Genomic DNA, 24,952 nt, shown 5'->3' with positions numbered 1-24,952 from the left:
ATTGACGCCACCACCGCGCCGCGACCCGGCCTGGTTGGGCCGCGTGTTCTGGTTCGGCGCCGGGCTGGTGCTGCTGTGGCCGCTGCTGGTGGCCACGGAGTTCCGGCCCTGGCTGCTGTTCAGCGCGGAGAGCCGCGAGCCGACGCTGCGCTTCCTCGCCGCCTTCCTGCCACCGGCCACGGGCAGCGACTTCCTGTGGCTGGTGGCGCGCGAAACCTGGCGCACCGTGGCCATCGCGACGGCCGGCATCACGCTGGCCCTGGTCATCGCGCTGCCGGCCACGCTGATGTCGACGCGCGTGCTGTCCATTTCGGCGCTGTCCGGCCACATGGCGCCGCTGCCGGCCGCGCTGCGCCAGGGCCTGCGCTGGGTGCTGGTGCTGTTGCGCAGCATCCCCGAACTGGTCTGGGCACTGATCTTCGTGCGCGTCGTGGGCTTAGGGCCCACGGCCGGCGTGCTGGCGATTGCGCTGACCTACGGCGGCATGCTCGGCAAGGTCTACGGCGACATCCTGGAGAGCGGCGAGACCGCCGCGACGCGCAACCTGCTCGCCAATGGCGGTGGCCGATTGCAGGCCTTTGCCTACGGCCTGCTGCCTCAGAACGCGGCGGAGCTGACGTCCTACACCGTCTACCGCTGGGAGTGCGCCATCCGCTCGTCGGTGGTGCTGGGTTTCGTCGGCGCGGGCGGCTTGGGGCAGCAGCTCGACAACTCCACCAAGATGTTTGCCGGCGGCGAGGTGGCGACGATGTTGCTGGTCTTCGTCGCGCTGGTGGCGCTGGCCGACAAGACCAGCGCGTGGCTGAGGCGGGCTTTGGCATGAAGCGCTCGCCTGCTGCCAACACGCCTTATCGCCTGCCGCCGCCGCTCTTCCATGCGCGCAGCACGGCGCTGTGGTTCGGCGTCGGCCTGCTGGCGCTGGTGATTGCGAGCTTCTGGAGCCTGGACCTGCAATGGGCGGCCTTTCTGTCGTTGGAGGCGGCGCAGAGCATGGGCCGTTTCATCGGCGAGTTCTTCCCGCCCGACCTGTCGGCGGCTTTCGTCCGCAAGGTGGTGTGGGCGTCGTTCGAGACGCTCGCGATGTCGGCGCTAGGAACACTGCTGGCGGCGGTGGGCGGCTTGCTGCTGGCGCTGCCCGCGAGCCGCAGCCATGACGGCGACCCGGCGCATGCCCGCGCGCCGACCCGGCTGCTGCTCAATGCCTTGCGCGCGGTGCCCGAACTCGTCTGGGCCACGCTGCTGCTGATCTCGGCCGGCCTGGGGCCTTTTGCCGGCACGCTGGCGCTGGCGCTGCACACGACGGGCGTGCTCGGCCGCCTGTTTGCCGAGGTCATTGAGAACGCCCCACAGGCGCCGGCCGCCGCGCTGCGCAGCCAAGGCGTCGGCCCGCTGCGCGTGTTCCTGTACGCGACCTTGCCGCAGGCGCTGCCGCAGCTCATCTCCTACACGCTCTACCGCTGGGAGAACAACATCCGCGCCGCCGCCATCCTCGGTGTCGTCGGTGCCGGCGGGCTCGGCCAGCTGCTGGCCTTCCACATGGGCCTGTTCCAGATGGGCAAGACGGCGACGGTGCTGATCGCGATGTTGTTGCTGGTGGCGCTGGTCGATGCGCTGAGCTACCTGACGCGGCGCGCGCTGGCTCGTTAGGAGCCTGTCAGGCTTTGGGTCGGGTGCGCGTTGGGCCTGCAAGGGGGCTCAGCCTAGGCGCAAAGCGGAGCTGGGCGCGCTGCCCAGCGAGCATTTGCAACGACGGATCAGCCCCCTTGCAGGCCCAACCCGAAGGGCCGGGGCGATTTGCGGGGCGATTCGGCGTTGCCGACTCGTTGTGGGGATCCATCCCACGCCTCGTCGGCGCCTTGCCTCCCCCTGCAACTCTCCCCGGCGCGCACCCGACCCAAAGCCCGACAGGCTCCTAAAGCGCCGCAATGCGGCGGGCGAGGGCCTCGATGCCGGCGTCCGACAGGTCATCGCAGGCGACGCTCTGCGCGCCGTCCAGCCGTTCCAGGTGATGGCCCTGGGAGCGAGCATAGAGCGGGTCGTAATGCCGTTCCATCAGCGCCTCGAACAGCGGCGGCAGCTCGCCGGCCAGCGCCCAGGTCTGCCACTGCGCCAGCACCTCTTTGGGCAGCAGCTCGCGCAGCGAGCCCAACTTGTCCGCCAGGCCCTGCGGGTCGTCGCCCAGCCAGGCGTAGTCGCGCAGCAGATAGGCCAGCCGCGCCTCGGGCGTGGCAGCGATCTCGACGATGGGGCTGGCGCGCAGGCGCTGCAGCAACGGCTCGGGCACGGTGATGCGGCCGATGCGCCGGCTCTCGGCCTCTATCCACACGCGGCGGCCCAGGTCGAAGCCGGCCAGGGCCTGCATCAGTTGCGTCTCGAAGCCCTTCTGCGACGGCTGTGGCCGCCCCGGCATGCCGCCCAGCACCGAGCCGCGGTGGGCGGCCAGGTCTTCCAGGTCCAGCACCTGCTCGCCCAGGTCGGCCAGCGCCTGCAGCACGCGCGTCTTGGCGCTGCCGGTGGGCCCGCACAGCACGCGCAGGTCCAGTTGCGGCGCGCGCTCGGCGATCTGCTCGATGACGTGCGCGCGCCAGGCCTTGTAGCCACCTTTGAGCTGCTGCGCGTCCCAGCCCACCAGGCGCAGCCAGTTGACGAAGCTGCCGCTGCGCATGCCGCCGCGCCAGCAGTAGACGAGGGGGCGCCAGTCCTTGGGTTTGTCGCGGAACAGTTCGTTCAGATGCCGGGCGATGTTGCGCGCCACCATCGCGCCGCCGATCTTGCGCGCCTCGAAGGCCGAGACCTGCACATAGGTCGTGCCGACGATCTGGCGCTCTTCATCAGTCAGCACGGGGCAGTTGATGGCGCCGGGCAGATGGTCCAGCGCGAACTCAGCCGGCGAGCGGGCGTCGATGAGCACCGTGAAATCGGCCAGGTCGGCGATGGTGGTGGGGTTGTGGCTCATGGGGTGATCAATCAGCGCGGCGCAGCAGGGTGAGGCCGATCAGGCGCGACACGACGGCGGCCAGGTACATGACGCCGACCAGCATCTCCAGGCTGGACACGGCGCGGGCCAGCGGCCGCACCGGGATGACATCGCCGATGCCCGTGCTGGACAGCAGCGCGAAGCTCAGGAACATCAGTTCCGTCCAGCTGCGCGGCTGCTCAGGGTTGGTGGCCGCCAGGAAGCTGCCCGGCTGCAGTTCCTGCAGCACGACGAAGCTGTAGGCAAAGCCCCAGGCCAGCAGCGTGAAGGTGGCGCCGGCCGCGAACAGCTCGTCGGTGGTCGCGTGCATGTCGCCCATCATGTAGGCGACGAGGCTGGCGGCAGCGTAGAAATAGAACACCGCCTCCAGCGCGGCCGACCAGGGTTGCAGCCATTGCATCTCCGGCTGCGTCTGCAACAGCAGCATGACGATGGCGGGCAGGGCGAGGCAGACGCTCAGCCAGGTCAGGCCCGGCGTGCGGCGCACCATGCCGGTCGTGAACACCAGCACCGTGATGCCAAAGGCACTCAGCGCGACCGGGCCGGCGCGGGTCGACTCCAGCAGCGGGTAGAGCAGCAGGCCGGCCAGCTGCACGATCAGCAGGATGGCCGACGGGTGGCGCCGCGTGACGGCGAGGAATTCCATGTGGCGCAGGGGCATGGCGGCATTCTCGGGCCCACCGCTGCATGCAGCGTCACTGTCGCGCGGACTGTCCGGCCACTGTCCGCGGACAGTGTTCGTCGCGCCAAGTGATTGATTCATAACGCGCCGGCCCTTGGCACAGGGCTTGCGAAATACCGGGCATGAACACCGGCTTTCGTGACACCTCCGAGCAGGACCGCCCCCTTGCCTCCCGCCGCCGCCGCTGGCCCCTGCTGCTGGCGGGCGGCGTGGTTGCCATCGCGCTGCTGGCCTGGCTGGCCGGCGGGCGCATTCGCCAGGCCTTGTCGGCCGACGCTGCCGTCAGCGCCGCCCGCCTGAGCATCGCCACCGTCGACATCGCACCGCTGACGCGCGACGTGTCCGGCGAGGGCCGCGTCGTTGCCGCGCAGAGCCCGACGCTCTACGCCCAGGGCGCCGGCACCGTGTCGCTGGTGGTGCGGGCGGGCGACCCGGTCAAGCTGGGCCAGGTGCTGGCCCGCGTGGACTCGCCGGAGCTGACCAACCGCCTCGCTCAGGAGCGCAGCAATGTCGACGCCCTGCGTGCCGACCTGGCCCGTGCCGAGGTCGATGCGCGCCAGCAGGCGGCGGCGTTGCAGAGCGCCTTCGAGAACGCCCGCATCGACCAGCAGACCGCGCAGAACGACCTCGCCCGCCAGACCCAGGCCTTCGAGGCCGGCGCGACGGCGCGCATGCAGGTCGAGCGTGCTCAGGATGCGCTGGCCAAGGCGAAGCTCGCCCTCGATCAGGCCCAGGGCCTGCGCGGCCTGAAGACCGACAGCCTGGCGCTGGACGTGCAGGCCAAGAAGAGTGCTTTGTCTCGCCAGCAATTGATGGTGGCCGACCTGGAGCGCCAAGTGGGCGAGTTGGCCGTGCGTTCGCCGGTGGATGGCCAGGTGGGCCAGCTCTTCATCGCCGACCGCACGAATGTGGCCCGTGACGCCAAGCTGCTGTCGGTCATCGACCTGTCGGCGCTGGAGGTGCAGATGCAGGTCGCCGAGAGCTTTGCGCGGGAGTTGCAGCCGGGGATGCCGGGGGAGATTTCTGGCAATGGGCAGCGCTGGGCGGGTCTGGTCAGCCAGGTGTCGCCTGAGGTTGTGAATGGCGAGGTGGCGGCGCGGCTGCGGTTTGATGGCAAGCAGCCGGAGCAGTTGCGGCAGAACCAGCGGTTGTCGGTGCGGGTGCTGCTGGATAGGCGGGACAAGGTGCTGGGGGTGGCGCGCGGCAGTTTCGTGGACGAGGGCGGTGGCAGCTACGCCTATGTCGTGCGTGGGGGGCATGCCGAGAAGGTCCCCGTGAAGCTTGGAGCTCGCTCGTTGGAACGTGTGGAGGTGCTTTCTGGGTTGGTTGCGGGGGATCGGGTGGTGATCTCCGGGGCGGACAGCTTCAAGAACGCGGATCGCGTTTTGATTGCGGATTGAGGGCATGGGCGTGATGGTTGATCAGGTTGCTTTTGCGAGGAGTGCTGTGGATCGCTGCATTGCCGGGAGTCCGTCCCGGCGGCCGGGTAACTTTCTTCTGCGGGGCCAGAAGAAAGTCACCAAAGAAGAGGCCCTGAACCGCACACCAGCACCACATGCACGAGCTGCGCCGTGCAACAGCCGGTGGGTGAGTGGGAAGACGCGAACCGCTGCGCTCTCGCTGCTGTCCTTGTCACCAGCGGCACTCATCGCCACTTCACCCCCCCTAACGCGCGGCTGCACGCCGAGCTCACGAGAAAAGCAAATGCAGCGTCGCTCTGGCGACGCGGTCGCGCAGCATCCACCGGGGCGTCGCCCCAGCGACGCGGTATCCCCTGGTGAGCCCGGCGTGCAGCCGGCGTTAAGCGGCGTGAAGAAGCGCGTCATGGCACTCGTGACAAGGACAGCAGCGAGAGCGAAGCGGTTCGCGTCTGCCCGCAACGCCGCTAGTTGTTTTCGCGCGCCGCTGCTGGCGGCGTCGCGGTCGTGTGCGGTTCAGGGCCTCTTCTTTGGTGACTTTCTTCTGGCCCCGCAGAAGAAAGTTACCCCGCCGCCGGGCGGGACTCCCGGCACCTTGCCACCAGGCAAACGCCACTTAAACACACAAGCCGCCGGCAAAGTCGACCCGACGAACTAACCCAATTTCTGAACGCAGGAACCCCCAATGCTCCAGATGGAAAAACTCCAAAAGGTCTACCGCACCGAAATGGTCGAGACCTACGCCCTCCGCGACTTCAACCTCACGGTGAACGAGGGCGAATTCGTGGCGGTCACCGGACCTTCCGGCTCCGGCAAGACCACCTTCCTCACCATCGCCGGCCTGCTCGAAGCCTTCAGCGGTGGCAGCTACAAGCTCGACGGCATCGACGTCAGCCGCATGGGCGACGGCGAGCGCTCGCGCATACGCAACCAGAAGATCGGCTTCATCTTTCAGGCCTTCAACCTGATACCGGACCTCAACGTCCTCGACAACATCGAAGTGCCGCTGCGCTACCGCGGCTTCAACGCCGCCGAGCGCAAGAAGCGCGCGGCCGATGCGCTGTCCCGCGTCGGCCTGTCCGCCCGTGGCCGTCACTACCCGGCGGAGCTGTCCGGCGGCCAGCAGCAACGCGTGGCCATCGCCCGTGCGCTGGCCGGCGAGCCGCGCCTGCTGCTGGCGGACGAGCCCACCGGCAACCTCGACAGCGCGATGGCGCGCAGCGTCATGGAGCTGCTGGAGGAACTGCACCGCGACGGCGCCACCATCGTCATGGTCACGCACGACCCGCAGCTCGCCGCGCGTGCCCAGCGCAACGTGCATGTGATTGACGGTCAAGTGGTCGACCTGACTGCGGAGTTGGCCGCTTGAACTCAGCCAAGCTCCTGCTGCTTGTGGTGCTGTGCGCCACGACGGCGGCCCGCGCCGACGACCTGCTGCAGGTCTGGGCCCAGGCCCGCGCGGCCGACCCGTTGCTGCGCCAGGCCGCCGCGCTGAGCGGCGCGCAGGAGGCCTCGGCCCGCGAAGCCCGCGCCGCACTGCTGCCGCAGTGGCAGCTGCAAAGCAGCGAGCAGCGCGAGACCGGCGGCAACCGCTGGAACACCACCAGCAGCAGCCTCAGCCAGACCCTCGTCGACCTCGCCGCCCTGCGCGAATGGGACGCCGGCCGCACCCAGGCCTCGGCCCAGGCCGCGCGCCTGGCCGCCGCCGAGCAGACCGCGCGCCAACGTGTGGCCGAGGCCTATTTCGGCCTGCTGTCGGCCCAGGCCCAGCTCGCCACGGCGCGCGCCAACGAGGACGCCTTTGCACGCCAGGTCAGCGAGGCCGACACGCGCTTCAAGGCCGGGCTGTCGGCCCAGGTCGAGGCCGACCAGTCGCGCGCCTATCGCGAGCTGGCCCGCACCGGCACGCTGGCGGCCGAGGCCGCCGTGGCCGATGCCCGCGAGGCGCTGGCCCAGCTGACTGGCACCATGGCACCCGCGCTGCAACCGCTGCGCAAGACGCTCGCCGCCCAGCCCCTGCCCGACGACGCCGAGGCCTGGGCGCGCCGCGCCGAGGCCGCCAACCCCACGCTGCGCGCCCTGCAGCTCGACGTGCAGGCCAGCGAGCAGCGCATCTCCGCCGCCCGCGCCGGCCACCTGCCGACGCTGAGCGTGGGCGTGGACACCCTGCGCCAGCGCGGCGACGGCGTGCCGCCGCTGGACGCCGGGCGCACGCCCACGCAAGTGGCGCTGCGCCTGACCGTGCCGCTGTTCGCCGGCGGCGCCGTGGCTGCGGCGACCGACCGTGCCGGCTTCCAGCGCGACGCCGCGCGCGAGCAGCTCGAAGCTGGCCGCCGCGCGGTGCTGCGCGAGGTGCGCTACGAGCACCTCGCCGTCAGCCAGGGTGCGGCGCAGCTGCAGTCCACCCAGGTCGCCGTGGCAGCCGCGGAGCGCGCGCTGGAAGCCACGCGCACCGGCCTGACGCTGGGCACGCGCAGCACCACCGACCTGCTGCTCGCCATCCAGACCCTGGCCGGCGCACAGAACGCCCAGACCCAGGCCCGCCACCGCCATGTGCTGGCTCTGCTGGCCCTGCACCAGGCCGCCGGCTCGCTGGGCGACGCCGAACTGGCCGCCGTCAACGCTCTCCTGGAGAACAACTGATGTTTCTTCACTACCTCGAACTCGCCGCCCGCAGCGCCCGTGCCTCCAAGGGCCTCAGCGCGCTGATGGTGCTGGCCCTGGCCCTGGGCATCGGCGCCTGCATGACGACGCTGACCGTCTATCACGTGCTGTCCGGCGACCCGATTCCGGCCAAGAGCACGCGCCTCTTCAACGTGCAGATCGACGCGGCCGACATGGTGGACTGGCGGGCCGGCGACGAGCCGACGCTGGACCTGACGCGCTTCGATGCCACAGCATTGATGCGCGACAAGAAGGCCATGCGCCAGACGATGTCCAGCGGCGTCAACACCGCCGTGTCGTTGCCGGACGGCCAGACCAAGCCGATCTTCTCCAGCACCCGCTACTCAACGGCCGACTTCTTCGCGATGTTCGACGCGCCCTGGCAGCACGGCGGCGGCTGGAACGCGGCGGACGACGAAGCGGAGGCCCGCGTCGCGGTCATCTCCGCCTCGCTCAACGACAAGCTCTTCGGCGGCGCCAACAGCGTGGGCAAAGAGATCATCGTGCGCGGCCAGCCGCTGCGCATCCTCGGCGTGCTCAAGCCCTGGCAGGTCAAGCCGCATTTCTGGGACCTGACGCTGGGCAGCTACATCGAGACCGAGGACCTCTTCCTGCCGTTCTCGACGGCCATGACGCTGCGGATCGGCCATTGGGGCAACACCGACTGCTGGGCGCGCGGCGCGACCGGCGGCAGCTCGTATGACCTGAATGCCGCTTGTGCCTGGGTGCAGTACTGGGTGGAGTTCGAGAAGCCCGAGGATGCCGCTGCCTACCGGGACTACCTCGTCGCCTATTCCGACGCGCAGCGCAAGGCTGGCCGCTTCGAACGCCCGACCAATGTGAAGCTGCGCAACGTGATGGAGTGGCTGGGCGCGCAGAAGGTGCTGCCCGCCGACGTGCGCCTGCAGACCTGGCTGGCCTTCGGCTTCCTGCTCGTCTGCATCGTCAACATGGTGGGCCTGCTGCTGGCCAAGACGCTGCGCCGCGCCGGCGAGATTGGCGTGCGGCGGGCGCTGGGTGCCACGCGCGGTGCCATCTTTGCGCAGTTCGTCGTCGAGGCCGGGCTGCTGGGCCTGGTGGGCGCGGTGCTGGGCCTGCTCTTCGCCAACGCCGGCCTCTGGCTGGTGCGCCGCAGCCCCAACGACTACGCCCGCCTGGCCGAGCTGGACGCGTCCATGCTGGCTTTGACCCTGGGCCTGGCCCTCATCGCCAGCCTCTGCGCCGGCCTGCTGCCGGCGTGGCGCGCAGCGCTCGTCACACCCGCAGTCCAACTCAAGGTGCAGTGATGTCCTCATCCTCGACGCGTCTGACGCTTGCTTCCTCCGTCCCCCGCCCGCGCGGCGCATTCGCCGCCACGCTGCATGCCCTGCTGCTGGACTTGCGCCCCATCCTGACGACGCTGCGCCGCCACAAGATCGCGGCCGGCCTCATCGTGCTGGAGGTGGCGTTGACCTGCGCCATCGTCACCAATGCGCTGCACCTCATCCAGACCCGCATCGAGGCGCTCAATGCCGACAGCGGCATGGCGGAGTCCGAACTCGTCGTGCTCAACCTGCGCGGCAGCAAGCCGACGCCACCCGAGCGCAGCGCCGGTGTCGTGGCAGAAGACATGGCACGGCTGCGCGCCGTCCCGGGCGTTAAGTTCGCGACTGCGTCCAACCAGATCGTCTACGGCAACAACAGCAACAACAGCGGTGTCAGCCTGGAGCCCGACAACAAGGGCGCGCGCATCGTTGCCTCGCAATACGCGGGCGACGACCAGTTGATCGCCACCTATGGCCTCAAGCTGCTGGAGGGCCGCAACTTCACGCCCGACGAGGTGCTGGACAGTTTTCAGGTCTTCAGCGCAGCGCGGCCGAACGTCCCGCAGGTCATCGTCAACCAGGTGCTGGCGAGCAAACTCTTCCCCGGCCGCTCGGCGCTGGGCCAGTCCGTCTACATCTTCGGCAGCCCGTCGACCATCATCGGCGTCGTCCAGACGCTGACGCACCCGCAGATGCACCGCGCCCGCGGCGACAGTGGCGGCGCGGCGATGCTGTTCCCGCTGCGGGGTGGGGGCAACTACGTGCTGCGGGTTGACGCTGACCAGCGCGACGCGCTGATCAAGGCCACGACGGCCGTGCTGGAAGCGAACGACAAGACCCGCATCGTCACGCAAGCCAAACCGCTGACCGAGATGCGCGCCGCCTTCTACGCCCAGGACCGCGCCATGGCCTGGCTGATGGGCGGCGTCTGCCTGGCCCTGCTGCTCGTCACGGCCATGGGCATCGTCGGCTTGGCCAGCTTCTGGGTGCAGCAACGCACCCGCATGATCGGCACGCGGCGCGCTTTAGGCGCCACCGAGGGTCAGATCCGCCGCTACTTCCAGGTCGAGAACCTGCTGCTGACGACCACCGGCATCGTCATCGGCATGGCCGGCGCGGTGGCGCTGGGCCAGTTGCTGATGCAGAGCTATGAGGTGCCGCGCCTGCCGTGGGTCTACCTGCCCGCCGGGGCGGTGTCGCTGTGGCTGCTGGGCCAGGTGGCGGTGTGGGTGCCGGCGCGTCGTGCGGCGCGGCTGTCCCCGGTGGCGGCACTCAGAAGTTAGTCCCGGCTCGTGCCGGGTTATGCGCGAGCTGGCAGCATGCGCGCATGACGCTTCTCCGCTCCTGGCGCCGGCTCGCCGGCCTCGCGCTCATCACCGCCACGGTACTGGGCCTGCAGGTCGGCTGCGCGGCGCTGGACGAGCGCCAGCGCGGCTGGATCTTCCAGCCCGGCGACCGCACCTGGGCCGGTGGCGTGGCGGCTGCCCAGGGGATGGAAGACGTCTGGATTCCCTTCGACAGCCGCATCGCCGAATCCCGCGGCGCGGCGGTGCGCCTGCATGGCCTGTGGCTGCCGCAGGCCGACGCCAATGCCCCCGTGCTGCTCTATCTGCATGGCGCCCGCTATGACGTGCGCGGCAGCGCGCCGCGCATGCGCCGCATGCACGAACTCGGCTTCTCGGTGCTGGGTGTCGACTACCGCGGCTTCGGCCGCAGCTCGGCGGGCCTGCCGTCGGAGGCCATGGCCGCCGAGGACGCCCAGGCCGCCTGGGACTGGCTGGCCCGCCACTACCCCGACAGGCGCCGCTTCATCTTCGGCCACTCGCTGGGCGGCGCCATCGCGGTGCAGCTGGCCAGCGACGTGGCCGACGAGGCCGGCCTGATCGTCGAGGCCAGCTTCACGTCCATCCCCGATGTCGTCAGCACCTTCCGCTGGGGCTGGCTGCCGGTGTCGCCGCTGATCACGCAACGTTTCGACGCCGCCTCCCGCATCGCCGAGGTCGGCTCGCCGCTGCTGGTGGTGCATGGCAGTCAGGACAGCCTCATCCCCTACCGCCTGGGCCAGGACCTCTACCAGCGCGCCCGGGCGCCCAAGCGCTTCGTGCTGGTGGAGGGCGGCTCCCACCACAACACCAATGCCGTCGGCCAGGCGCAGTACCGCGCGGCACTGGCCGAACTCTTCGGGCTGGGACCGGCGGGCCTGTAGCGTCGTCTAGCGAGTCAGCAGCGTGTCGCGCACGAAGCGCACAAGGGCCCGCGCTGCTTCCGACCCGGCGGGCACGGGCAGGGTCAGCGCCTGCACGGTGTCCAGGCCGACCAGCAGCTTCCAACCGGGCAGCAAATTGCGCAGCGGCGTGGGGTTCGGGTCGCCCAGCGCTCCGATTGCTTGCAGGGCCGAAATGGGCTCGACGCAGAAGTCGGGCGCGATGACCAGGCCGGCGCCATGGCGGGCCAGCGCGATCAGCCCGTCCAGGTCGCTGCCCCAGGCCGTGGCCTGCAGCGGCACGTCCACGCGCCGGCCGTCGTCGTGCTGCCATTGGCTTGCAAACGGCTCTTCGCCCTGGCCCAGCAGCAGCATGGGCGCCGTGAGCAGGTCCTGCGGGCTTTGCGCGGCGGCATGCTGGCCGTTGCCGTAGGCGCGCACCTCGAACTTCATCACGGGCTGAGCCACCCAGGCCTCGGGCGGCTTGCTGGTCACGCGGAAGGCGATGTCCAGGCCTTCGCGCAGCAGGTCGACGCGGCGGTCGGTGAAGAACAACTCATAGCGCACGGCCGGGTGCAGGGCCTGGAAGCGCGCCAGCAGCGGCGCCAGCACATGCCGGCCGAAGCCCGCCGTGGCGCTGATGCGGAGGGTGCCGTCGAGTTGGTCACGCGTCTGGCGCAGGGCCAGGCGGGCGCTCTCGGCGGCCTCGCGGACGGCGCGGGCGCGGGAGTGCAGGCGCCGGCCGGCTTCGGTCAGGCCCAGGCTGCGCGTGCTGCGGGCAAACAGCGTCAGGCCGACGGCGCCTTCGATGGCGGCGATGCGGCGGCTGATGGCGGCGCGCGTGAGGCCGAGGTCGCGGGCGGCCTGGGCAAAGCTGCCGGCCTGGGCGACACGGGCGAAGAGTTCCAGCGCATTGGCGTCCAGGGCTTCCTCGGCGACCGTCTGGCGGCGGCGGCCGATGGCCGGGAGCTTGGGGTCCTTTGTTGACATTTTGTTGACGATCTGAGGCTTGTTGTGGATCTAGCGGCTGGAAAGTCGCCAATCTAGACTGGCTTGGCCGGTGCCGCAAGCGCGCCGAACCACCGAGGTCTCTTGATGTCCAGCCTGCCTTTGACACCGTTCGACGCCCTGCCGCGGCCCATCCCGGCGACCAGTGCTCTCGACGACGAATCGGAGCTTGGCAAGCGCCAGGTTCGGCATGTGCCAACGCCCCTGCGCTGCAGCGACGGGCGGCTGCTGGCGGCGCAGTGGTTCGAGCCCCCGCCGGCCGTCGGTGTGAAGGCCGTGGCCGTCATAGCCGCGGCCACGGCGGTGCCGGCCAGCTACTACCGCCATTTCGCCGAATGGCTGGCGCAGCGGGGCTACGCGGTGTTGAGCTTTGACTACCGCGGCATTGCCGCGTCGCGCGAGGCCTTGCGCCCGGGTGAGGACGTGCGCTTGCGCGACTGGGCGCGCGTCGACATGGGCGCCGCCCTGCATGCGGCGGACAAGCGCCGCTGCGAGGAGGCGGCACGCCAGGGGCGTGAACTCGGCTTGCTGTGGGCTGGCCATTCGTTGGGCGGCAACTCCGTCGGCCTGGTGCCGGGGTTTGCCGACAAGGTGGACGCGGTGCTGGGCGTCGCCGCGCAGGTCGCCTACCTCGGCCACTGGTCGGGCTTTGCGCGCGTGCAGGCCTGGCTGTTCTTCCACTGGATGCTGCCGCTGCTGGTGCGCGTGCTGGGCCGCGCACCCGGGCGTGTGCTCGGCCCGCGCGCGCAGGACCTGCCGGCCGGTGCCGCGCTGGAGTGGGCCGCCTGGGGGCGCACCCCGGGCTTCCTGTTCGGCGACGACAGCCTGGCGCGCGAGCGGACGTATCACCGCTTCGAGGGCGCCGTGCACCTGTGGAGCATCACGGATGACCATCTCTTCGGCCCCGCCGCGGCGGTGGACGCGCTGGCCGGGCAGTTCAGCGCCGCCCGGGTGCAGCGCCACGTCGTCGCGCCGGCCGACCTGGGCGTGAAGAAGATCGAGCACTTCGGCCCCTTCCGCCGCGACCTGGGCGCCCGGCTCTGGCCCCGGCTGCTGGCGCCCATCGAGGCAGCCACGCCAAGGTTGGCGGCACGCCTGCCAGGGGTCTGAAGGGACGTCAGCGCCACACATTCACGGCCGCGTCATGACGGGCCGGCAGCATGCGGGCCATGCCGACGCCGCAAGACTCCGCTGCCGCCGACACGCCCACGCTGTCGGTGCGCACCGTCTGGATCTCGGACCTGCACCTGGGCACGCCCGGCTGCCAGGCCAGGGCCCTGCTCGATTTCCTGCGCGACGTCGAGTGCGAAACCCTCTATCTCGTCGGCGACATCATCGACGGCTGGCAGCTGCGCCGCAGCTGGTACTGGCCGCAATCGCACAACGACGTCGTGCAGAAGCTGCTGCGCAAGGCACGCAAGGGCACGCGGGTCATCTTCATTCCGGGCAACCACGACGAGTTCGCGCGCAAATACCTGACGCACAACTTCGGCGGTGTCGACGTGATGGAAGAGGCCATGCATGTGACGGCCGATGGCAAGCGGCTGTGGGTCACGCATGGCGACCTCTACGACGGCGTCATCCAGTGCGCGCGCTGGCTGGCCATCATGGGCGACCTGGCCTACGAGTTCACGCTCAAGGTCAACCGCTGGTTCAACCGCGTGCGCGCCAAGTGCGGCCTGCCGTACTGGAGCCTGTCGCGCTACCTCAAGCACAAGGTCAAGCGCGCGGTCAGCTACATCAACGAGTTCGAGAACGCCGTTGCGCGCGAGGCCCGCAAGCGCGGCGCGCATGGCGTGGTCTGCGGCCACATCCACCATGCCGAGATCCGCGAGATCGACGGCATCCTGTATTGCAACGACGGCGACTGGGTGGAGAGCCTGACGGCGCTGGTCGAGCACTTCGACGGCCGTCTGGAGATCATCGACCGGGGCGACCAGGCGGCGCTGCCGGGCATGCTGCCGGCGGTGAAGCCGGTAGCGCTGCCCGAGCCCGAACTGGTCAGCTGAGCTTTAGGAGTGCCTGGCCGGCGCGGATCTGCACGCCGGTGGCAATGCCCTCGGCCAGCTCGAAGCCGGGCGGCACGAAGACGATGATGGTCGAGCCATGCTCGAACCAGCCCATCTCCTGGCCTTTCACGAGCGGTGCGTCGCAGGGCATCTCATTGGCGCCCTTGCGACCAAGATGCAGCAGCACGTCGAGGAAGTGCAGGCGGATGCTGGCGACGAGGATGGCCGCGACCGGCACCAGCGCGATGGCATGGCCGCTGGCGAGCGTCATGCGTACCACGGCGCGCTCGTTGCGGCAGAACAGCCGCTCCACGCGTTTGAGCGCCACCGGGTTCACGTTCCAGGTGTCGCCGCTCAGGTAGGTCACATGCTGCACCGTGCCATCGGCCGGCGCGTGGAAGCGGTGGTACATCGCCGACGTCAGCCGCAGCGTGACAAAGCGGCCGCCCTCGAAGGCGCTGGCGTCCTGTGTCGGGCCGAACAGTTCCGCCGTCGAATACGGGAAGCCCTTCGCCTGGTAGACCTGGCCCTGCCGCACCACGCCGGTCGCGCCGACGATGGCGTCGCTCGGGCTGGCGAACACCTCTGGCCGCGCGTCGAACACGCGCGAGCCGGGCTTCAACTCACGCGTGAAGCAGTCTTTCAGCGAGCGGAACTGCTCGTGCTTCGCTTCGCTCAAGTCCAGCGGGATGAACCACTGCCACACGGCAATCGTCAGCTTCGTCAGCAGCGGGCTCTCGATGCGTGAGAAGCGGCCCATCAGCTTCGTGAGGGCAATGCGGGGCACGCGGTTGGTGAGCAGGAAGTTCAGATCTTCCTGCGCCACCAGGCGCTTGAACCAGCCGGGGTGGGGCAGGGCGCTCTCGTTCGTCCCGCCGGCCAGTGCGGGCGATGCGTCTTGATTCTTCATCGTTCAGAACTTCTGGCTGAGCATTTCCCGGAACACGCTGCGGCGAATCGCCTTCGTGGTGAGCTCCGGCGCCGTCCACCACCAGCCATCGGCTCGCATCTCGTCGCAGGCGGCGATGAAGCGGTCCATGACCTCGGCGAACTCCGCGTCGCCGTAGTTCAGGCTGAAGATCAGCCGCCCCGTGCCCACCCAGCTCAGCGCCAGGCCGTGCTTGCGCAGATAGAACTGCAGCATCCAGTGATGGCGGCCGGGCTGGTCGTACATCACCGTCCAGATCGTCGACAGGTTGGCCATGCGCACCGGCGCGCCCGCCGCTGCCAAGCGGGCGTTGAACTGGGCGCAGCGGGCGTTCCAGCGCTCGTCCAGGCCGTCGTACAGCGCTTTCACCTCGGGCCGCTCGATGCGCTTCAGGAAGGCCGCCATCGCCGCCACCACATAGGGGTGGGCATTGAAGGTGCCGCGCGCAAAGCAGATGTCGGCCGGCCGGTCCTCGCGGTAGCGCTGCATCAGCGCGCGGCTGCCGCACACCACGCCCACCGGCAGGCCGCCGCCGAGCGTCTTGCCGTAGGTGACGAGGTCGGCCTTGACGCCGAAGTACTGCTGCGCGCCGCCCGGCGCGAGGCGAAAACCGACAAACACCTCGTCGAATATCAACACGATGCCGCGCGCGGTGCAGACCTCACGCAGCTTCCTCAGCCAGGCCGTGTAGGCCTCGCGGTCATAGCGGGCGCGGCGGCTGCCGTCGATGAGGCTGGAGTCGCCCGGCGCGCTGACGTTGGGGTGCAGGGCCTGCAGCGGATTGACCAGCACGCAGGCGATGTCGCGCCGCGTCGCCAGCACCTTCAGCGAGCGTTCGGCCATGTCCTGCAGCGTGAAGGTCTCGCGCGGCGGCAGCGGGTTGCCGGGGCCGGGCTGCACGTCCTCCCACCAGCCGTGATAGGCGCCGGCAAAGCGCACCAGGCGCTTCTTCTTCGTGTGATAACGCGCCAGTCGCACGGCCTGCATGACGGCCTCGGTACCGCTCATGTGGAAGCTCACCTCCTCGTGGCCTGACACGGCCTTCAAGCGCGTGAGCACGTCCAGCACGCAGGGGTGATAGGCGCCCAGCACCGGGCCCAGCTCGCTGGCCGTGGCGACGGCTTCAGCGATGCAGTCCCGGTAGGCGTCAACGCCCAGCACATTGACGCCGTAGGAGCCGGTCAGGTCGTGGAAGCGGTTGCCGTCCAGGTCCTCCACCTGCACGCCGTCGCTCTGGCGCAGGAAGGCGCCCACCTTCAAATATTGGCGCAGCACCGGGCTGAACTGGAAGGGCACGCGGTAGCGGCCGGTGAACCGCAGGTCGGAGATGGTCTCGCGCGCCTCTTCGGTGGCGGCCAGCGTCTTTGCAAAGCGCCTGTCGAACTCGGCGCCCAGGCGTTGCAGCGCGGCGCGCCGTTGCGCGGCGACGTCGGCGGGCGCGCCATCTGCATTGAAGAACTGCGCCTCGTCATAGGCATAGCCCGGCACCCAGCGCGCCAGCCGCTTGGCCATGCGCGAATGGCCAGCCAGCGAGCGGTGCTTGGCCCGTGACAGCTCGATGCGCCGCTTGGCCGCCGGCAGCAGCGCCAGCAGGCCCAGCGCGAGCGCCGACAGAGTGAGGGTCTCGTCCATCGGCTCAGTGCGCCTGCTGGCCGACGTGGTCCATCGGGTCGATCAGCTGGCCGCGCAACAGATACAGCGGTGCCTTCCAATACAGCATCACGTCGTGGAAGGGGTCTGTGATGATCTTGAAGCCCCAGGCCAGGCCTTGCATCAGGTTCTGCGTCACCCACAGCTGCACGACGCGGAAGACCAGGCCCGTCACGCCCAGGCAGAACCACGCCATGCCCACGTTCTCGACATAACCTTGCAAGCCAACGGCGGGTTCGATCAGGCCGCCCAGCGACGGCGCCAGCCACAGCACGGCCGGCAGCGCCACCCAGACGGCCATCAGCACGATCTTGCGGCGGATGTTGTAGCCGATCTTGATCTCTTCCTTGTAGGCGTCGGTGGCGTGGTTGACGTGGTCGTAGCCGCGCGGCTCGAAGAAGAAGTGGCCCGCCTGCCGCGTCGTCATCGACACGCACCAGGCGAGCAGCGCCGACCACGCCGGGTTCACGAACAGCAGCGCGTACGACACCAGGAAGGTCAGCGCGCTGATCAGGTGCAGGCTCTGGTTGATGCGGCTGTGGTGGTAGTAGCGGTGGTCGTCCCAGCGCTGGGTCTTCAGGGTCTGGAAGAACTCGTTCACGTTGTCCCGTCCTCGCATGTGGTTGGCAGCGGGGCGGATGGTGGGGGCCTTGCGTGAAATCAGCGTGACGGTCCGTTGGTCATCGTTCTGTCGCAAGACCTCGTGACCATTCGCAGCATGAAAACCGCACACGATGCCGACGACATCCTGGTCGACGACCTCCCCGCGCCGCGCCACTCGCGCCGGCTCGCGGTGGTGACCGAGACCTACCCGCCCGAGGTCAACGGCGTCGCCATGTCGATGGCGCGTGTCGTCGACGGCCTGAACCGCCGCAACCACGACGTGCAGCTCATTCGCCCACGCCAGCCGGCCCGGCTGATGTCGGCACCGACCGGCAGGCCCGCCGTGGATGAGGTCCTCACCAAGGGCTTGCCCGTGCCGCTCTACCCCAACCTGCGCATGGGCGTGCCGGCCAAGCGGACTCTGGTGAAGCTGTGGTCGCTGCAGCGGCCGGACGTCGTGCACATCGCCACCGAAGGGCCGCTGGGCTGGTCAGCCCTGCAGGCAGCGCAACATCTTGCGCTGCCGGTCACGTCGGACTACCGCACCAACTTCCATGCCTACGGCAGGCACTATCGCCTCGGCCTGCTGTCCAAGCCCATCATGGGCTATCTGCGCAAGTTCCATAACCGCTGCGACGCGACCATGGTGCCCACCGAGGCGATTCGCGTGCAGCTCGCGGAGCGCGGCTTCGAGCGATTGAGCGTGGTGGGGCGCGGCGTGGATGCGCAGCGCTTCGACCCCGCGCGCCGCAGCGCCGCGATGCGCGAGAGCTGGGGTGCGGGGCCGGATGACCTGGTCATGGGTTATGTCGGCCGCCTGGCGCCGGAGAAGAACCTCGGCGTCGTGCTGGCCGCCTACGAGGCCGTCAGGATTGCGCAGCCGCGAGCGAGGCTGGTGTTCGTCGGCGACGGCCCGATGCGCGCCGAACTGGCGGCACGCGTGCCCGATGCGGTGTTTGCCGGCCAGCGCAGCGGCGACGACTTGGCGGCGCATTACGCCGGGCTCGATCTCTTTCTGTTCGCCAGCCTCACGGAGACCTTCGGCAACGTCACGACCGAAGCCATGGCCAGCGGTTGTGCGGTCGTTGCGTTCGACAGTGCGGCGGCGGGGGAGTTGATTCGCAGCGGCGTGAACGGCTGGCTGGCGGGGCCGGGGCGCGAGGCCGACTTCGTTGCCGCCGTGCGCATGGCGGCCGCCGACGGAGCTGCACGTCGCGCGGTGGCGGATGGAGCCAGGGCGACGGCGCGGCGACTGGATTGGGGCGACATCACGGCGCGCTTCGAGTCGGTGCTGGAAGGCGCGATTGCGCGCGTCGAGCCGAGCTTGGTGCTGGCGCGGCTGCAGCCAGCCTGAGCTGACCAGCCAGTCAGCCGGCCTGCAGTGAGCGCAGCTCGGCCGCCCAGTCGGCCCAGTGCTTGCGCACGGCTTCGCGCTGCTCGGCGCTCAGGCCGTTCAGCAGCTTCAGCAGGCTGGCGATGATTTGCTCGCGGTAGGCCTGCTCGGCCGGCAGCGGCAACAGGTTCTGCATCCACAAGGTCGTGCCACCGGCCAGGTCCTGGCGCGACCACGCGCGCAGCGCCTCCAGCGTGCGCGCCTGGCGGTTGGCGCGGCCCTGGGCCATGGTGGGCAGGTCAAAGCGCCAGCTCTCGGCATCGGCGCGCGCCTGCTTGCGCGTACTGCGGTCCAGGTCGCCCAGCCAGCGCTCCAGGTTGGTTGCGTAGCGCTTGCCACGCTCGGCCGGGCCGCCCTTGCCGGCCTGCTTCTCGCGCCACTCGGCGGTCTTCTCGTCCATCTTCTTCTGCAGGCGCTGCCACTGCTCGGGCCTGAGCCCCGCCAGCAGCGGCGCGGCGAGGGGCGCGGCGTGCTGCAGGCTGCGCTCGGCGCTGCTCCGCGCGCCGCGCTCAAGGGCCAGCAGCTCGTCCTGCGTCACGCCGTCGTCCAGCGCGGCATGGGCCTGGCGCAGAAGGGCCAGCCATTGCGGCAGTTCCTCGCGCCGGTGCCAGGCCTGCCAAGCCTGCAGCTGCGCCTTGAGTTGCGTGCGCTGGCTGCTGTCCAGGTCCAGGTAGTTGTCGGCCCAGAGGCCGGCCAGCAGCGGCAGTTGCTGATAGGCCAGCGTCACGCTGGAGCAGCCGGCGACCACCAGCGCGGCGAGCAGCGAAAGCAGGGTGGCGAGGCGCTTGAGCAGTTGCATGGACGGAGGAAAGTTGGCGGTTGCCAGCCTCGTGGCAAACCGCGTGCCCACGGCGCTCAGCGTCTCAGGGGCAGGTGCCGCGCTGCAAAGTGAAGTCCACGCCCAGTTCCTTGCCGTTCAGCGTGCCTTCGATGCGCGCGGCCAGGCGGTCGGGCGCCGCCAGCCGGTAGATGACCCGCTGCGGGAAGCCATGGGTCGGGTTCTCGAACACCGCCTCGGGCTGCTTGGGGTCCACTTGGCGCAGCAGCTTGAACTCCGTCGGCGGCCGGCCCTGGGGCTGGGCGAGGTAGGCGGGCTTGCCGTCGGCACCGACGCGGATCTGCATGAACTCGAAGTCGACGACGCGACCGGCCTTCAGCGTGCGTGCCATGCCCAGCATCAAGCCGCCGGCCGGTGTCGTCCACTGCTCGCCCGAGCCGGCGTCGCGGCCCTGTTCGGCCCAGCAACCTGCCAGCCAGGCAACGGAGGCAAGGGGATCGGTCTGAGCCTGGGCCGTGGCGAAGGGCGCAGAGACAGCGAACAACAGGGTGGGCAGCAGCTTCATGCCGGTCATTCTGGCCCGCGAGGTTATCGTTGACGCCCGCGCAAACCCTAGCCAGACATGTCCCATAAGGATCTGCCCCACGCCGCCAAGATGTTGACGATCTGGCTGGTGATCGGCCTCGTCATCTTTCTTGGCATCAAGGCCTGGGAGCGCGAGCGCGAGGCCAGCCGCTTCAAGCTGGCTGGCCAGACGGTCGTGCTGACACGCGCGCCCGACGGCCACTTCCATTGGCCCGGCCGGGTGGGCGATATCGAGGTGGACTTTCTGGTCGACACCGGCGCCACGTCTACTGCCATACCGCAGGCGCTGGCCGAGCGCGCCGGGCTGAAGCCGCTGGGCACCATCAGCACGCAGACGGCCGGCGGCGCGGCCAGCGGCTTCGCGGCGCGCGCCGACGTGTCGCTGGAGGGCGGTGTACGCGCGGACCGCCTGATGGTGGCCGTGCTGCCCAATCTGGGCGCGCCGCTGCTGGGCATGGACGTGCTGGGGCGCCTGCACTTCAGCCAAAAACCCGGCGAACTCCGCATTGAGTCCAAAGAATGATTCGTAACTTCCTGCTGAACGTCTCCCTCGCGCTGGCCGCCGGCAGCGCCCACGCCAGCTGCCCGCCGGCCCCCGTCCTGCCCGGCGCGACCCAGGCCGCCGCCTGGGCGGCCAAGGCGCCCAACCGCGGCCCGCTGTGGCGCATCAGCCGCGGCGGCCACAGCAGCTATCTGTTCGGCAGCCTGCACATCGGCAAGCCGGACTGGGCCTACCCCGGCCCGGCGCTGCGCCAGGCCTGGGCTGAGACCGAGGTGCTGGCCGTGGAGCTCGACCCGGCCGACATCGGCCCGGCGCTGGCCGCACTGCCGCCGTCTGCGCCGCTGGCGCCCGCGCTGGCCCAGCGCGTGGAGGCCCAGTCGCGCCTGGCCTGCCTGCCGCCGGGCGTGCTGGCCGCCTTCCCCGCCATGCTGCAGCTCAGCACGCTGACGCTGCTGGAGGCCCGCCGCGACGGCTTCGACGCCGGCTTCGGCCAGGACATGATGCTGATGGCGCTGGCCAAGGGCGAGGGCCGGCCGGTGCAGTCGCTGGAAAGCGTGGCGGAGCAGCTGGCCGCGCTGGAGCCCACGGCGGCCGAGCTGCCCACGGTGGTCGACGGCGCGCTGCGCCAGCTGCAGGCCGGCCAGATTCGTGCACCGCTGCGCCGGCTGGCCGACGTCTGGGCCCGTGGCGACATGAAGGCGCTGGGCGACTACGCGCGCTGGTGCGGCTGCGCCGACAGCCCGGCCGAGCGCGCCTGGCTCAAACGCGTCAACGATGACCGCAATGTGCAGCTCGCCGCCCGCATCGACGCGCTTCACGGCGCCGGCCAGCGCCTGCTGGTGGCGGTGGGTGCCCTGCACATGAGCGGGCCCGAGGCGCTGCCCCTGCTGCTCGCGCAGCGTGGATTTAGCGTCGAGGCGGTGCACCCCGCGAAGTAGCATCGCGGGGGCCAACAGGCCTCAGGCCACCAGGAGACAACCATGAGCGACAACAGCTTCACCAAGTTCGTGCCCGGATTCGACTTCCTGCAAGGCCTCGTCAAGGGCGCCGGTTCGGCGCTTCCGGGCATCGGTCAGTGGGTGGCGCCCACGCTCAACCCGGAGGAACTGGGCAAGCGCATCGAGGAGCTGCGCACCGTGCAGTTCTGGTTGGAGCAGAACGCCCGCATGCTGGCCGCCACCATCCAGGCGCTGGAAGTGCAGCGCATGACGCTGTCGACGCTGCAGACCATGAACGTGCCGCTGGCGCAGCTGCGCGACAGCCTCAAGCTGCCGGAGTCACCGGTGTGGCCAGGCATCCCGCCGGAGATCATGGCCGCCGCAGCGCCCGTGGCCGAGGCTGCCGCCAAAAAGCCTGTGGAGGCGGCGGCCAAGGCCACCAAGCCCGCGAAGACCGTCGCCGAGCCTGCCAGCCCCGCCGCCGTCGTCGACCCCACGCAGTGGTGGACGGCGCTGAGCCAGCAGTTCACGCAGCTGGCCACGTCCGCCATGAAGGACACCGCGACCGACGCCGCCAAGAACCTCGCCGGCAGTCTGGTCAAGCAGAGCTTCGACGCCGCGAGCGACACGCTCAAGCGCGCCGCCAGCATGCCGGGCGCCGTGGTGGGTGGTGTGGCCAAGGGCCTGGCGCCCAAGCCCGCCGCGAGGACCGCCATGAACGCCAAGACCACCAAGACGCGAGCGTCACGGGCGCCGCGCAAGGCTTGAACTCGCCCGCCGACCCCGCCGTCCGCCGCGCCGCCGTCATCGCGGCGCTGGCGCCACTGCTGCCGGCCCATGCGCTGCTGCACCACGCCGAGCAGACGACGCCCTATGAATGCGACGGCCTGACCGCCTACCGCCAGCGCCCGCTGGCCGTGGCCCTGCCCGAGACGGAGGCGCAGGTGGCCGCCGTGCTCAAGGCCTGCCACCGCCTGGGTGTGCCGGTCGTCGCGCGCGGCGCGGGCACGGGGCTGTCGGGCGGCGCCATGCCGCATGAACTCGGCATCACGCTGGCGCTGGCCAAGTTCAACCAGATCCTGTCCGTCGACCCGCTGGCCCGCACCGCTCGCGTGCAGTGCGGCGTGCGTAATCTCGCCATCAGCGAGGCCGCCGCGCCGCTGGGCCTCTACTACGCGCCCGACCCGAGCAGCCAGATCGCCTGCACCATCGGCGGCAACGTCGCCGAGAACAGCGGCGGCGTGCACTGCCTGAAGTACGGCCTGACGCTGCACAACGTGCTGCGCGTGCGGGGCTTCACGGCCGAGGGCGAGGCCGTCGAGTTCGGTTCGGAAGCGCTCGACTGCCCCGGCCTGGACCTGCTGGCCGTGGTCATCGGCAGCGAGGGCATGCTCGCCGTCGTCACCGAGGTCACCGTCAGGCTCGTGCCCAAGCCGCGCCTGGCGCGCTGCCTGATGGCCAGCTTCGACGACGTGCGCAAGGCCGGCGACGCGGTCGCGGCCATCATCGCGGCCGGCATCATCCCGGCGGGCCTGGAGATGATGGACAAGCCGATGACGGCCGCCGTCGAGGACTTCGTGCACGCCGGCTACGACCTGAGCGCCGAGGCCATCCTGCTGTGCGAAAGCGACGGCACGCCCGAGGAAGTGGTCGAGGAGATCGCCCGCATGGAGGCGGTGCTGCTCGGCAGCGGCGCGACCGCCGTGCAGGTCAGCGAGGACGAGGCGCAGCGCCTGAAGTTCTGGAGCGGCCGCAAGAACGCCTTCCCGGCGAGCGGCCGCATCAGCCCCGACTACATGTGCATGGACTCCACCATCCCGCGCAAGCACCTCGCCACCATCCTGCTCGACATCCAGCAGATGGAGCAGAAGTACGGCCTGCGCTGCGCCAATGTCTTCCATGCCGGCGACGGCAACCTGCATCCGCTGATCCTGTTCGACGCCAACGACCCCGACCAGTTGCACCGCTGCGAGCAGTTCGGCGCCGAGATCCTTGAGCGCAGCGTCGCCCTGGGCGGCACGGTGACGGGCGAGCACGGCGTGGGTGTCGAGAAGCTGAACTCGATGTGCGTGCAGTTCAGCGCCGAGGAGCGTGAGCAGATGCTGGCGCTCAAGGCCGCCTTCGACCCGGCCGGCACGCTGAACCCGGGCAAGCAGATTCCCTCCCTGAGCCGTTGCGCCGAGTACGGCCGCATGCACGTGAAGCGGGGGTTGCTGGCATTTCCTGAACTGGAGCGGTTTTGAGCTTCGCAGACCTCCAGGCCCGGCTGCGCGACGCGCGTGGGCCGCTCAGAATCACCGGCCACGGCAGCAAGGATTTCTACGGCGAGGCGCCGCAGGGCGAGGCGCTGTCCACGCTGGCCATGAACGGCGTGACGGCCTACGAGCCCAGCGAGTTGTTCATCAGCGCGCTGGCCGGCACGCCCATCGCCGACATGGAAGCGCTGCTGGCGCAGCAACGCCAGCGCCTGGCCTTCGAGCCGCCCCGCTTCGGTGGCAAGGGCACGGTCGGCGGCATGGTCGCGGCCGGCCTCTCGGGCCCGACGCGGGCCGCGCTCGGCTCGGTGCGTGACCATCTGCTCGGCGCCGTGCTCATCAACGGCAAGGGCGAGTTGCTGAGCTTTGGCGGCACGGTCATGAAGAACGTCGCCGGCTTCGACGTCAGCCGCGTGCTGGCCGGCTCGCTGGGCCAGTTGGGCCTCATCACCGAGGTCACGCTCAAGGTGCTGCCGCTGCCGGCCGCCACGCAGACCTTGCGCTTCGAGTTCAACCAGAGCGCCGCGCTGATGGCGCTGAACCGCTGGGGTGGCGAGCCGCTACCCATCGAGGCCAGCGCCTGGTGGGACGGCGCGCTGCTCGTGCGCCTGGCCGGTGCCAACGCCGCCGTTGAAGCCGCCACGCGCAAGCTGGGCGGCGATGGCCTCCCGGCCGATCTGGTCGCGCCCTTCTGGGCCGGCCTGCGCGACCACGCCGACGAGTTTTTCATCGGCGCCGAGCGCGCCGTGGCCGGTGGCGCCAGGCTGTGGCGCCTGAGCCTGCCCAGCATCGCGCCGGAGCTGAAGCTGCCGGGTGAACAGCTCATTGAATGGGGCGGCGCCCAGCGCTGGGTCGTCACGCCGCTGCCGCCGGCCGGCATGCGCGAAGCCGCTGCTGCCGTAGGCGGGCACGCCACATGCTTCCGGGCTCTGGACAAGACCTGCGGCGTTTTCACGCCCCTGTCCTCGCCGCTGGCCGCCATCCACAAACGGCTGAAGGCGTCATTCGACCCCCACGGCGTCTTCAACCCAGGCCGCCTCTATCCGAATCTTTGA

The 24,952-nt window shown here is 70.0% G+C and carries 24 protein-coding genes; 16 read left to right on the top strand and 8 right to left on the bottom strand.

Translation table 11 applies throughout. From position 1 onward, the window contains the following. Position 1 precedes the first annotated feature (1 nt). Positions 2-823 carry a PhnE/PtxC family ABC transporter permease gene (locus AC0IZJ_RS13375; protein WP_471850609.1) on the top strand — a complete coding sequence of 274 codons (822 nt, stop codon included), beginning with the start codon at positions 2-4 and terminating at the stop codon, positions 821-823. Beyond that, positions 820-1,647, top strand: coding sequence for a phosphonate ABC transporter, permease protein PhnE (gene phnE / locus AC0IZJ_RS13370; RefSeq protein WP_471850453.1), 828 nt, complete (start codon positions 820-822; stop codon positions 1,645-1,647). Before AC0IZJ_RS13375 ends, phnE begins: the two co-directional genes overlap by 4 nt. Before the next feature lie 265 nt (positions 1,648-1,912). On the opposite strand, the gene mnmH is transcribed toward phnE, so the two are convergent. Together mnmH and AC0IZJ_RS13360 are read right to left on the bottom strand one after the other, a co-directional pair. Further along, positions 1,913-2,956, bottom strand: coding sequence for a tRNA 2-selenouridine(34) synthase MnmH (mnmH, locus tag AC0IZJ_RS13365; RefSeq protein WP_471850451.1), 1,044 nt, complete (start codon positions 2,954-2,956; stop codon positions 1,913-1,915). 7 nt (positions 2,957-2,963) lie between these two features. Then, entirely contained in the window at positions 2,964-3,638 is a 675-nt protein-coding gene (locus AC0IZJ_RS13360) for an ion channel (protein ID WP_471850449.1), read from the bottom strand. A 143-nt stretch (positions 3,639-3,781) separates the two neighbouring features. Here AC0IZJ_RS13360 and AC0IZJ_RS13355 point away from each other — a divergent pair, with 143 nt between their 5' ends. The 6 genes from AC0IZJ_RS13355 to AC0IZJ_RS13330 all read left to right on the top strand — a co-directional run bounded on the left by AC0IZJ_RS13355 (position 3,782) and on the right by AC0IZJ_RS13330 (position 11,251). Further along, the gene (locus AC0IZJ_RS13355; RefSeq protein WP_471850447.1) at positions 3,782-5,059 is read left to right on the top strand and encodes an efflux RND transporter periplasmic adaptor subunit; all 1,278 of its coding nucleotides are present in this window, start codon (positions 3,782-3,784) and stop codon (positions 5,057-5,059) included. Between the two features lie 703 nt (positions 5,060-5,762). Next, positions 5,763-6,446: an ABC transporter ATP-binding protein gene (locus tag AC0IZJ_RS13350; protein ID WP_471850445.1), complete on the top strand. Its 684-nt coding sequence runs from the start codon at positions 5,763-5,765 to the stop codon at positions 6,444-6,446. Further along, a complete protein-coding gene (locus AC0IZJ_RS13345) occupies positions 6,443-7,720 on the top strand; it encodes a TolC family outer membrane protein (protein WP_471850443.1) in 1,278 nt (425 codons plus the stop codon). Before AC0IZJ_RS13350 ends, AC0IZJ_RS13345 begins: the two co-directional genes overlap by 4 nt. Beyond that, the gene (locus AC0IZJ_RS13340; protein ID WP_471850441.1) at positions 7,720-9,027 is read left to right on the top strand and encodes an ABC transporter permease; all 1,308 of its coding nucleotides are present in this window, start codon (positions 7,720-7,722) and stop codon (positions 9,025-9,027) included. The genes AC0IZJ_RS13345 and AC0IZJ_RS13340 overlap by 1 nt, the downstream gene beginning before the upstream one ends. Beyond that, entirely contained in the window at positions 9,027-10,328 is a 1,302-nt protein-coding gene (locus AC0IZJ_RS13335) for an ABC transporter permease (RefSeq protein WP_471850439.1), read from the top strand. Before AC0IZJ_RS13340 ends, AC0IZJ_RS13335 begins: the two co-directional genes overlap by 1 nt. A gap of 44 nt (positions 10,329-10,372) precedes the next feature. Further along, on the top strand, positions 10,373-11,251 hold the full coding sequence (locus AC0IZJ_RS13330; RefSeq protein ID WP_471850437.1) for an alpha/beta hydrolase: 879 nt from the start codon (positions 10,373-10,375) through the stop codon (positions 11,249-11,251). Positions 11,252-11,257: 6 nt separating this feature from the next. Here AC0IZJ_RS13330 and AC0IZJ_RS13325 read toward each other — a convergent pair whose 3' ends face one another. Beyond that, positions 11,258-12,238 carry a LysR family transcriptional regulator gene (locus tag AC0IZJ_RS13325; protein ID WP_471850436.1) on the bottom strand — a complete coding sequence of 327 codons (981 nt, stop codon included), beginning with the start codon at positions 12,236-12,238 and terminating at the stop codon, positions 11,258-11,260. 105 nt (positions 12,239-12,343) lie between these two features. Between AC0IZJ_RS13325 and AC0IZJ_RS13320 the strand changes: the two genes are divergently transcribed. Further along, positions 12,344-13,366 carry an alpha/beta hydrolase family protein gene (locus AC0IZJ_RS13320; RefSeq protein ID WP_471850434.1) on the top strand — a complete coding sequence of 341 codons (1,023 nt, stop codon included), beginning with the start codon at positions 12,344-12,346 and terminating at the stop codon, positions 13,364-13,366. 50 nt (positions 13,367-13,416) lie between these two features. Beyond that, on the top strand, positions 13,417-14,265 hold the full coding sequence (locus tag AC0IZJ_RS13315) for a UDP-2,3-diacylglucosamine diphosphatase (protein ID WP_471850433.1): 849 nt from the start codon (positions 13,417-13,419) through the stop codon (positions 14,263-14,265). Here the strand turns inward: AC0IZJ_RS13315 and asd are convergent. The 3 genes from asd to AC0IZJ_RS13300 are packed head-to-tail and all read right to left on the bottom strand — an operon-like array spanning position 14,258 to position 17,444. Then, complete coding sequence (gene asd, locus AC0IZJ_RS13310) at positions 14,258-15,175, bottom strand: archaetidylserine decarboxylase (RefSeq protein ID WP_471850431.1); 918 nt, start codon at positions 15,173-15,175, stop codon at positions 14,258-14,260. The genes AC0IZJ_RS13315 and asd overlap by 8 nt on opposite strands. Before the next feature lie 3 nt (positions 15,176-15,178). Beyond that, positions 15,179-16,825, bottom strand: a complete 1,647-nt coding sequence (locus tag AC0IZJ_RS13305; protein ID WP_471850429.1) for an aminotransferase class III-fold pyridoxal phosphate-dependent enzyme — start codon at positions 16,823-16,825, stop codon at positions 15,179-15,181. A 4-nt stretch (positions 16,826-16,829) separates the two neighbouring features. Continuing rightward, the gene (locus AC0IZJ_RS13300; RefSeq protein ID WP_471850427.1) at positions 16,830-17,444 is read right to left on the bottom strand and encodes an Mpo1-like protein; all 615 of its coding nucleotides are present in this window, start codon (positions 17,442-17,444) and stop codon (positions 16,830-16,832) included. 117 nt (positions 17,445-17,561) lie between these two features. Between AC0IZJ_RS13300 and AC0IZJ_RS13295 the strand changes: the two genes are divergently transcribed. Beyond that, positions 17,562-18,800: a glycosyltransferase family 4 protein gene (locus tag AC0IZJ_RS13295; RefSeq protein ID WP_471850425.1), complete on the top strand. Its 1,239-nt coding sequence runs from the start codon at positions 17,562-17,564 to the stop codon at positions 18,798-18,800. Positions 18,801-18,813: 13 nt separating this feature from the next. Here the strand turns inward: AC0IZJ_RS13295 and AC0IZJ_RS13290 are convergent, their stop codons facing one another. After that, on the bottom strand, positions 18,814-19,638 hold the full coding sequence (locus AC0IZJ_RS13290; RefSeq protein ID WP_471850423.1) for a DUF6279 family lipoprotein: 825 nt from the start codon (positions 19,636-19,638) through the stop codon (positions 18,814-18,816). Between the two features lie 64 nt (positions 19,639-19,702). After that, positions 19,703-20,182 (bottom strand): DUF6265 family protein, encoded by a 480-nt coding sequence (locus tag AC0IZJ_RS13285; protein WP_471850421.1) that lies wholly within the window; start codon positions 20,180-20,182, stop codon positions 19,703-19,705. A gap of 57 nt (positions 20,183-20,239) precedes the next feature. On the opposite strand from AC0IZJ_RS13285, the gene AC0IZJ_RS13280 reads away from it, so the two are divergent. The 5 genes from AC0IZJ_RS13280 to glcE are packed head-to-tail and all read left to right on the top strand — an operon-like array spanning position 20,240 to position 24,952. Beyond that, complete coding sequence (locus tag AC0IZJ_RS13280) at positions 20,240-20,725, top strand: retropepsin-like aspartic protease family protein (protein WP_471850419.1); 486 nt, start codon at positions 20,240-20,242, stop codon at positions 20,723-20,725. Then, positions 20,722-21,642, top strand: coding sequence for a TraB/GumN family protein (locus AC0IZJ_RS13275; protein ID WP_471850418.1), 921 nt, complete (start codon positions 20,722-20,724; stop codon positions 21,640-21,642). The genes AC0IZJ_RS13280 and AC0IZJ_RS13275 overlap by 4 nt, the downstream gene beginning before the upstream one ends. A 42-nt stretch (positions 21,643-21,684) precedes the next feature. Beyond that, entirely contained in the window at positions 21,685-22,410 is a 726-nt protein-coding gene (locus AC0IZJ_RS13270) for a PhaM family polyhydroxyalkanoate granule multifunctional regulatory protein (RefSeq protein ID WP_471850416.1), read from the top strand. Next, complete coding sequence (locus tag AC0IZJ_RS13265; protein WP_471850414.1) at positions 22,407-23,885, top strand: FAD-linked oxidase C-terminal domain-containing protein; 1,479 nt, start codon at positions 22,407-22,409, stop codon at positions 23,883-23,885. Before AC0IZJ_RS13270 ends, AC0IZJ_RS13265 begins: the two co-directional genes overlap by 4 nt. Then, a complete protein-coding gene (glcE, locus tag AC0IZJ_RS13260; RefSeq protein WP_471850412.1) occupies positions 23,882-24,952 on the top strand; it encodes a glycolate oxidase subunit GlcE in 1,071 nt (356 codons plus the stop codon). The genes AC0IZJ_RS13265 and glcE overlap by 4 nt, the downstream gene beginning before the upstream one ends.

This window comes from Roseateles sp. AC306 (assembly GCF_979253795.1).
Note: the sequence above shows the minus strand (reverse complement) of the source record. Positions and strands in the feature narration are given on the sequence as shown.

Bases quoted from the DNA above. Each gene is read 5' to 3' on its own strand.
- phnE (WP_471850453.1), top strand. From the start codon at position 820: ATGAAGCGCTCGCCTGCTGCCAACACGCCTTATCGCCTGCCGCCGCCG.
- mnmH (WP_471850451.1), bottom strand. From the start codon at position 2,956: ATGAGCCACAACCCCACCACCATCGCCGACCTGGCCGATTTCACGGTG.
- AC0IZJ_RS13360 (WP_471850449.1), bottom strand. From the start codon at position 3,638: ATGCCCCTGCGCCACATGGAATTCCTCGCCGTCACGCGGCGCCACCCG.
- AC0IZJ_RS13355 (WP_471850447.1), top strand. From the start codon at position 3,782: ATGAACACCGGCTTTCGTGACACCTCCGAGCAGGACCGCCCCCTTGCC.
- AC0IZJ_RS13350 (WP_471850445.1), top strand. From the start codon at position 5,763: ATGCTCCAGATGGAAAAACTCCAAAAGGTCTACCGCACCGAAATGGTC.
- AC0IZJ_RS13340 (WP_471850441.1), top strand. From the start codon at position 7,720: ATGTTTCTTCACTACCTCGAACTCGCCGCCCGCAGCGCCCGTGCCTCC.
- AC0IZJ_RS13335 (WP_471850439.1), top strand. From the start codon at position 9,027: ATGTCCTCATCCTCGACGCGTCTGACGCTTGCTTCCTCCGTCCCCCGC.
- AC0IZJ_RS13330 (WP_471850437.1), top strand. From the start codon at position 10,373: ATGACGCTTCTCCGCTCCTGGCGCCGGCTCGCCGGCCTCGCGCTCATC.
- AC0IZJ_RS13325 (WP_471850436.1), bottom strand. From the start codon at position 12,238: ATGTCAACAAAGGACCCCAAGCTCCCGGCCATCGGCCGCCGCCGCCAG.
- AC0IZJ_RS13320 (WP_471850434.1), top strand. From the start codon at position 12,344: ATGTCCAGCCTGCCTTTGACACCGTTCGACGCCCTGCCGCGGCCCATC.
- AC0IZJ_RS13315 (WP_471850433.1), top strand. From the start codon at position 13,417: ATGCGGGCCATGCCGACGCCGCAAGACTCCGCTGCCGCCGACACGCCC.
- asd (WP_471850431.1), bottom strand. From the start codon at position 15,175: ATGAAGAATCAAGACGCATCGCCCGCACTGGCCGGCGGGACGAACGAG.
- AC0IZJ_RS13305 (WP_471850429.1), bottom strand. From the start codon at position 16,825: ATGGACGAGACCCTCACTCTGTCGGCGCTCGCGCTGGGCCTGCTGGCG.
- AC0IZJ_RS13295 (WP_471850425.1), top strand. From the start codon at position 17,562: ATGAAAACCGCACACGATGCCGACGACATCCTGGTCGACGACCTCCCC.
- AC0IZJ_RS13290 (WP_471850423.1), bottom strand. From the start codon at position 19,638: ATGCAACTGCTCAAGCGCCTCGCCACCCTGCTTTCGCTGCTCGCCGCG.
- AC0IZJ_RS13285 (WP_471850421.1), bottom strand. From the start codon at position 20,182: ATGAAGCTGCTGCCCACCCTGTTGTTCGCTGTCTCTGCGCCCTTCGCC.
- AC0IZJ_RS13280 (WP_471850419.1), top strand. From the start codon at position 20,240: ATGTCCCATAAGGATCTGCCCCACGCCGCCAAGATGTTGACGATCTGG.
- AC0IZJ_RS13275 (WP_471850418.1), top strand. From the start codon at position 20,722: ATGATTCGTAACTTCCTGCTGAACGTCTCCCTCGCGCTGGCCGCCGGC.
- AC0IZJ_RS13270 (WP_471850416.1), top strand. From the start codon at position 21,685: ATGAGCGACAACAGCTTCACCAAGTTCGTGCCCGGATTCGACTTCCTG.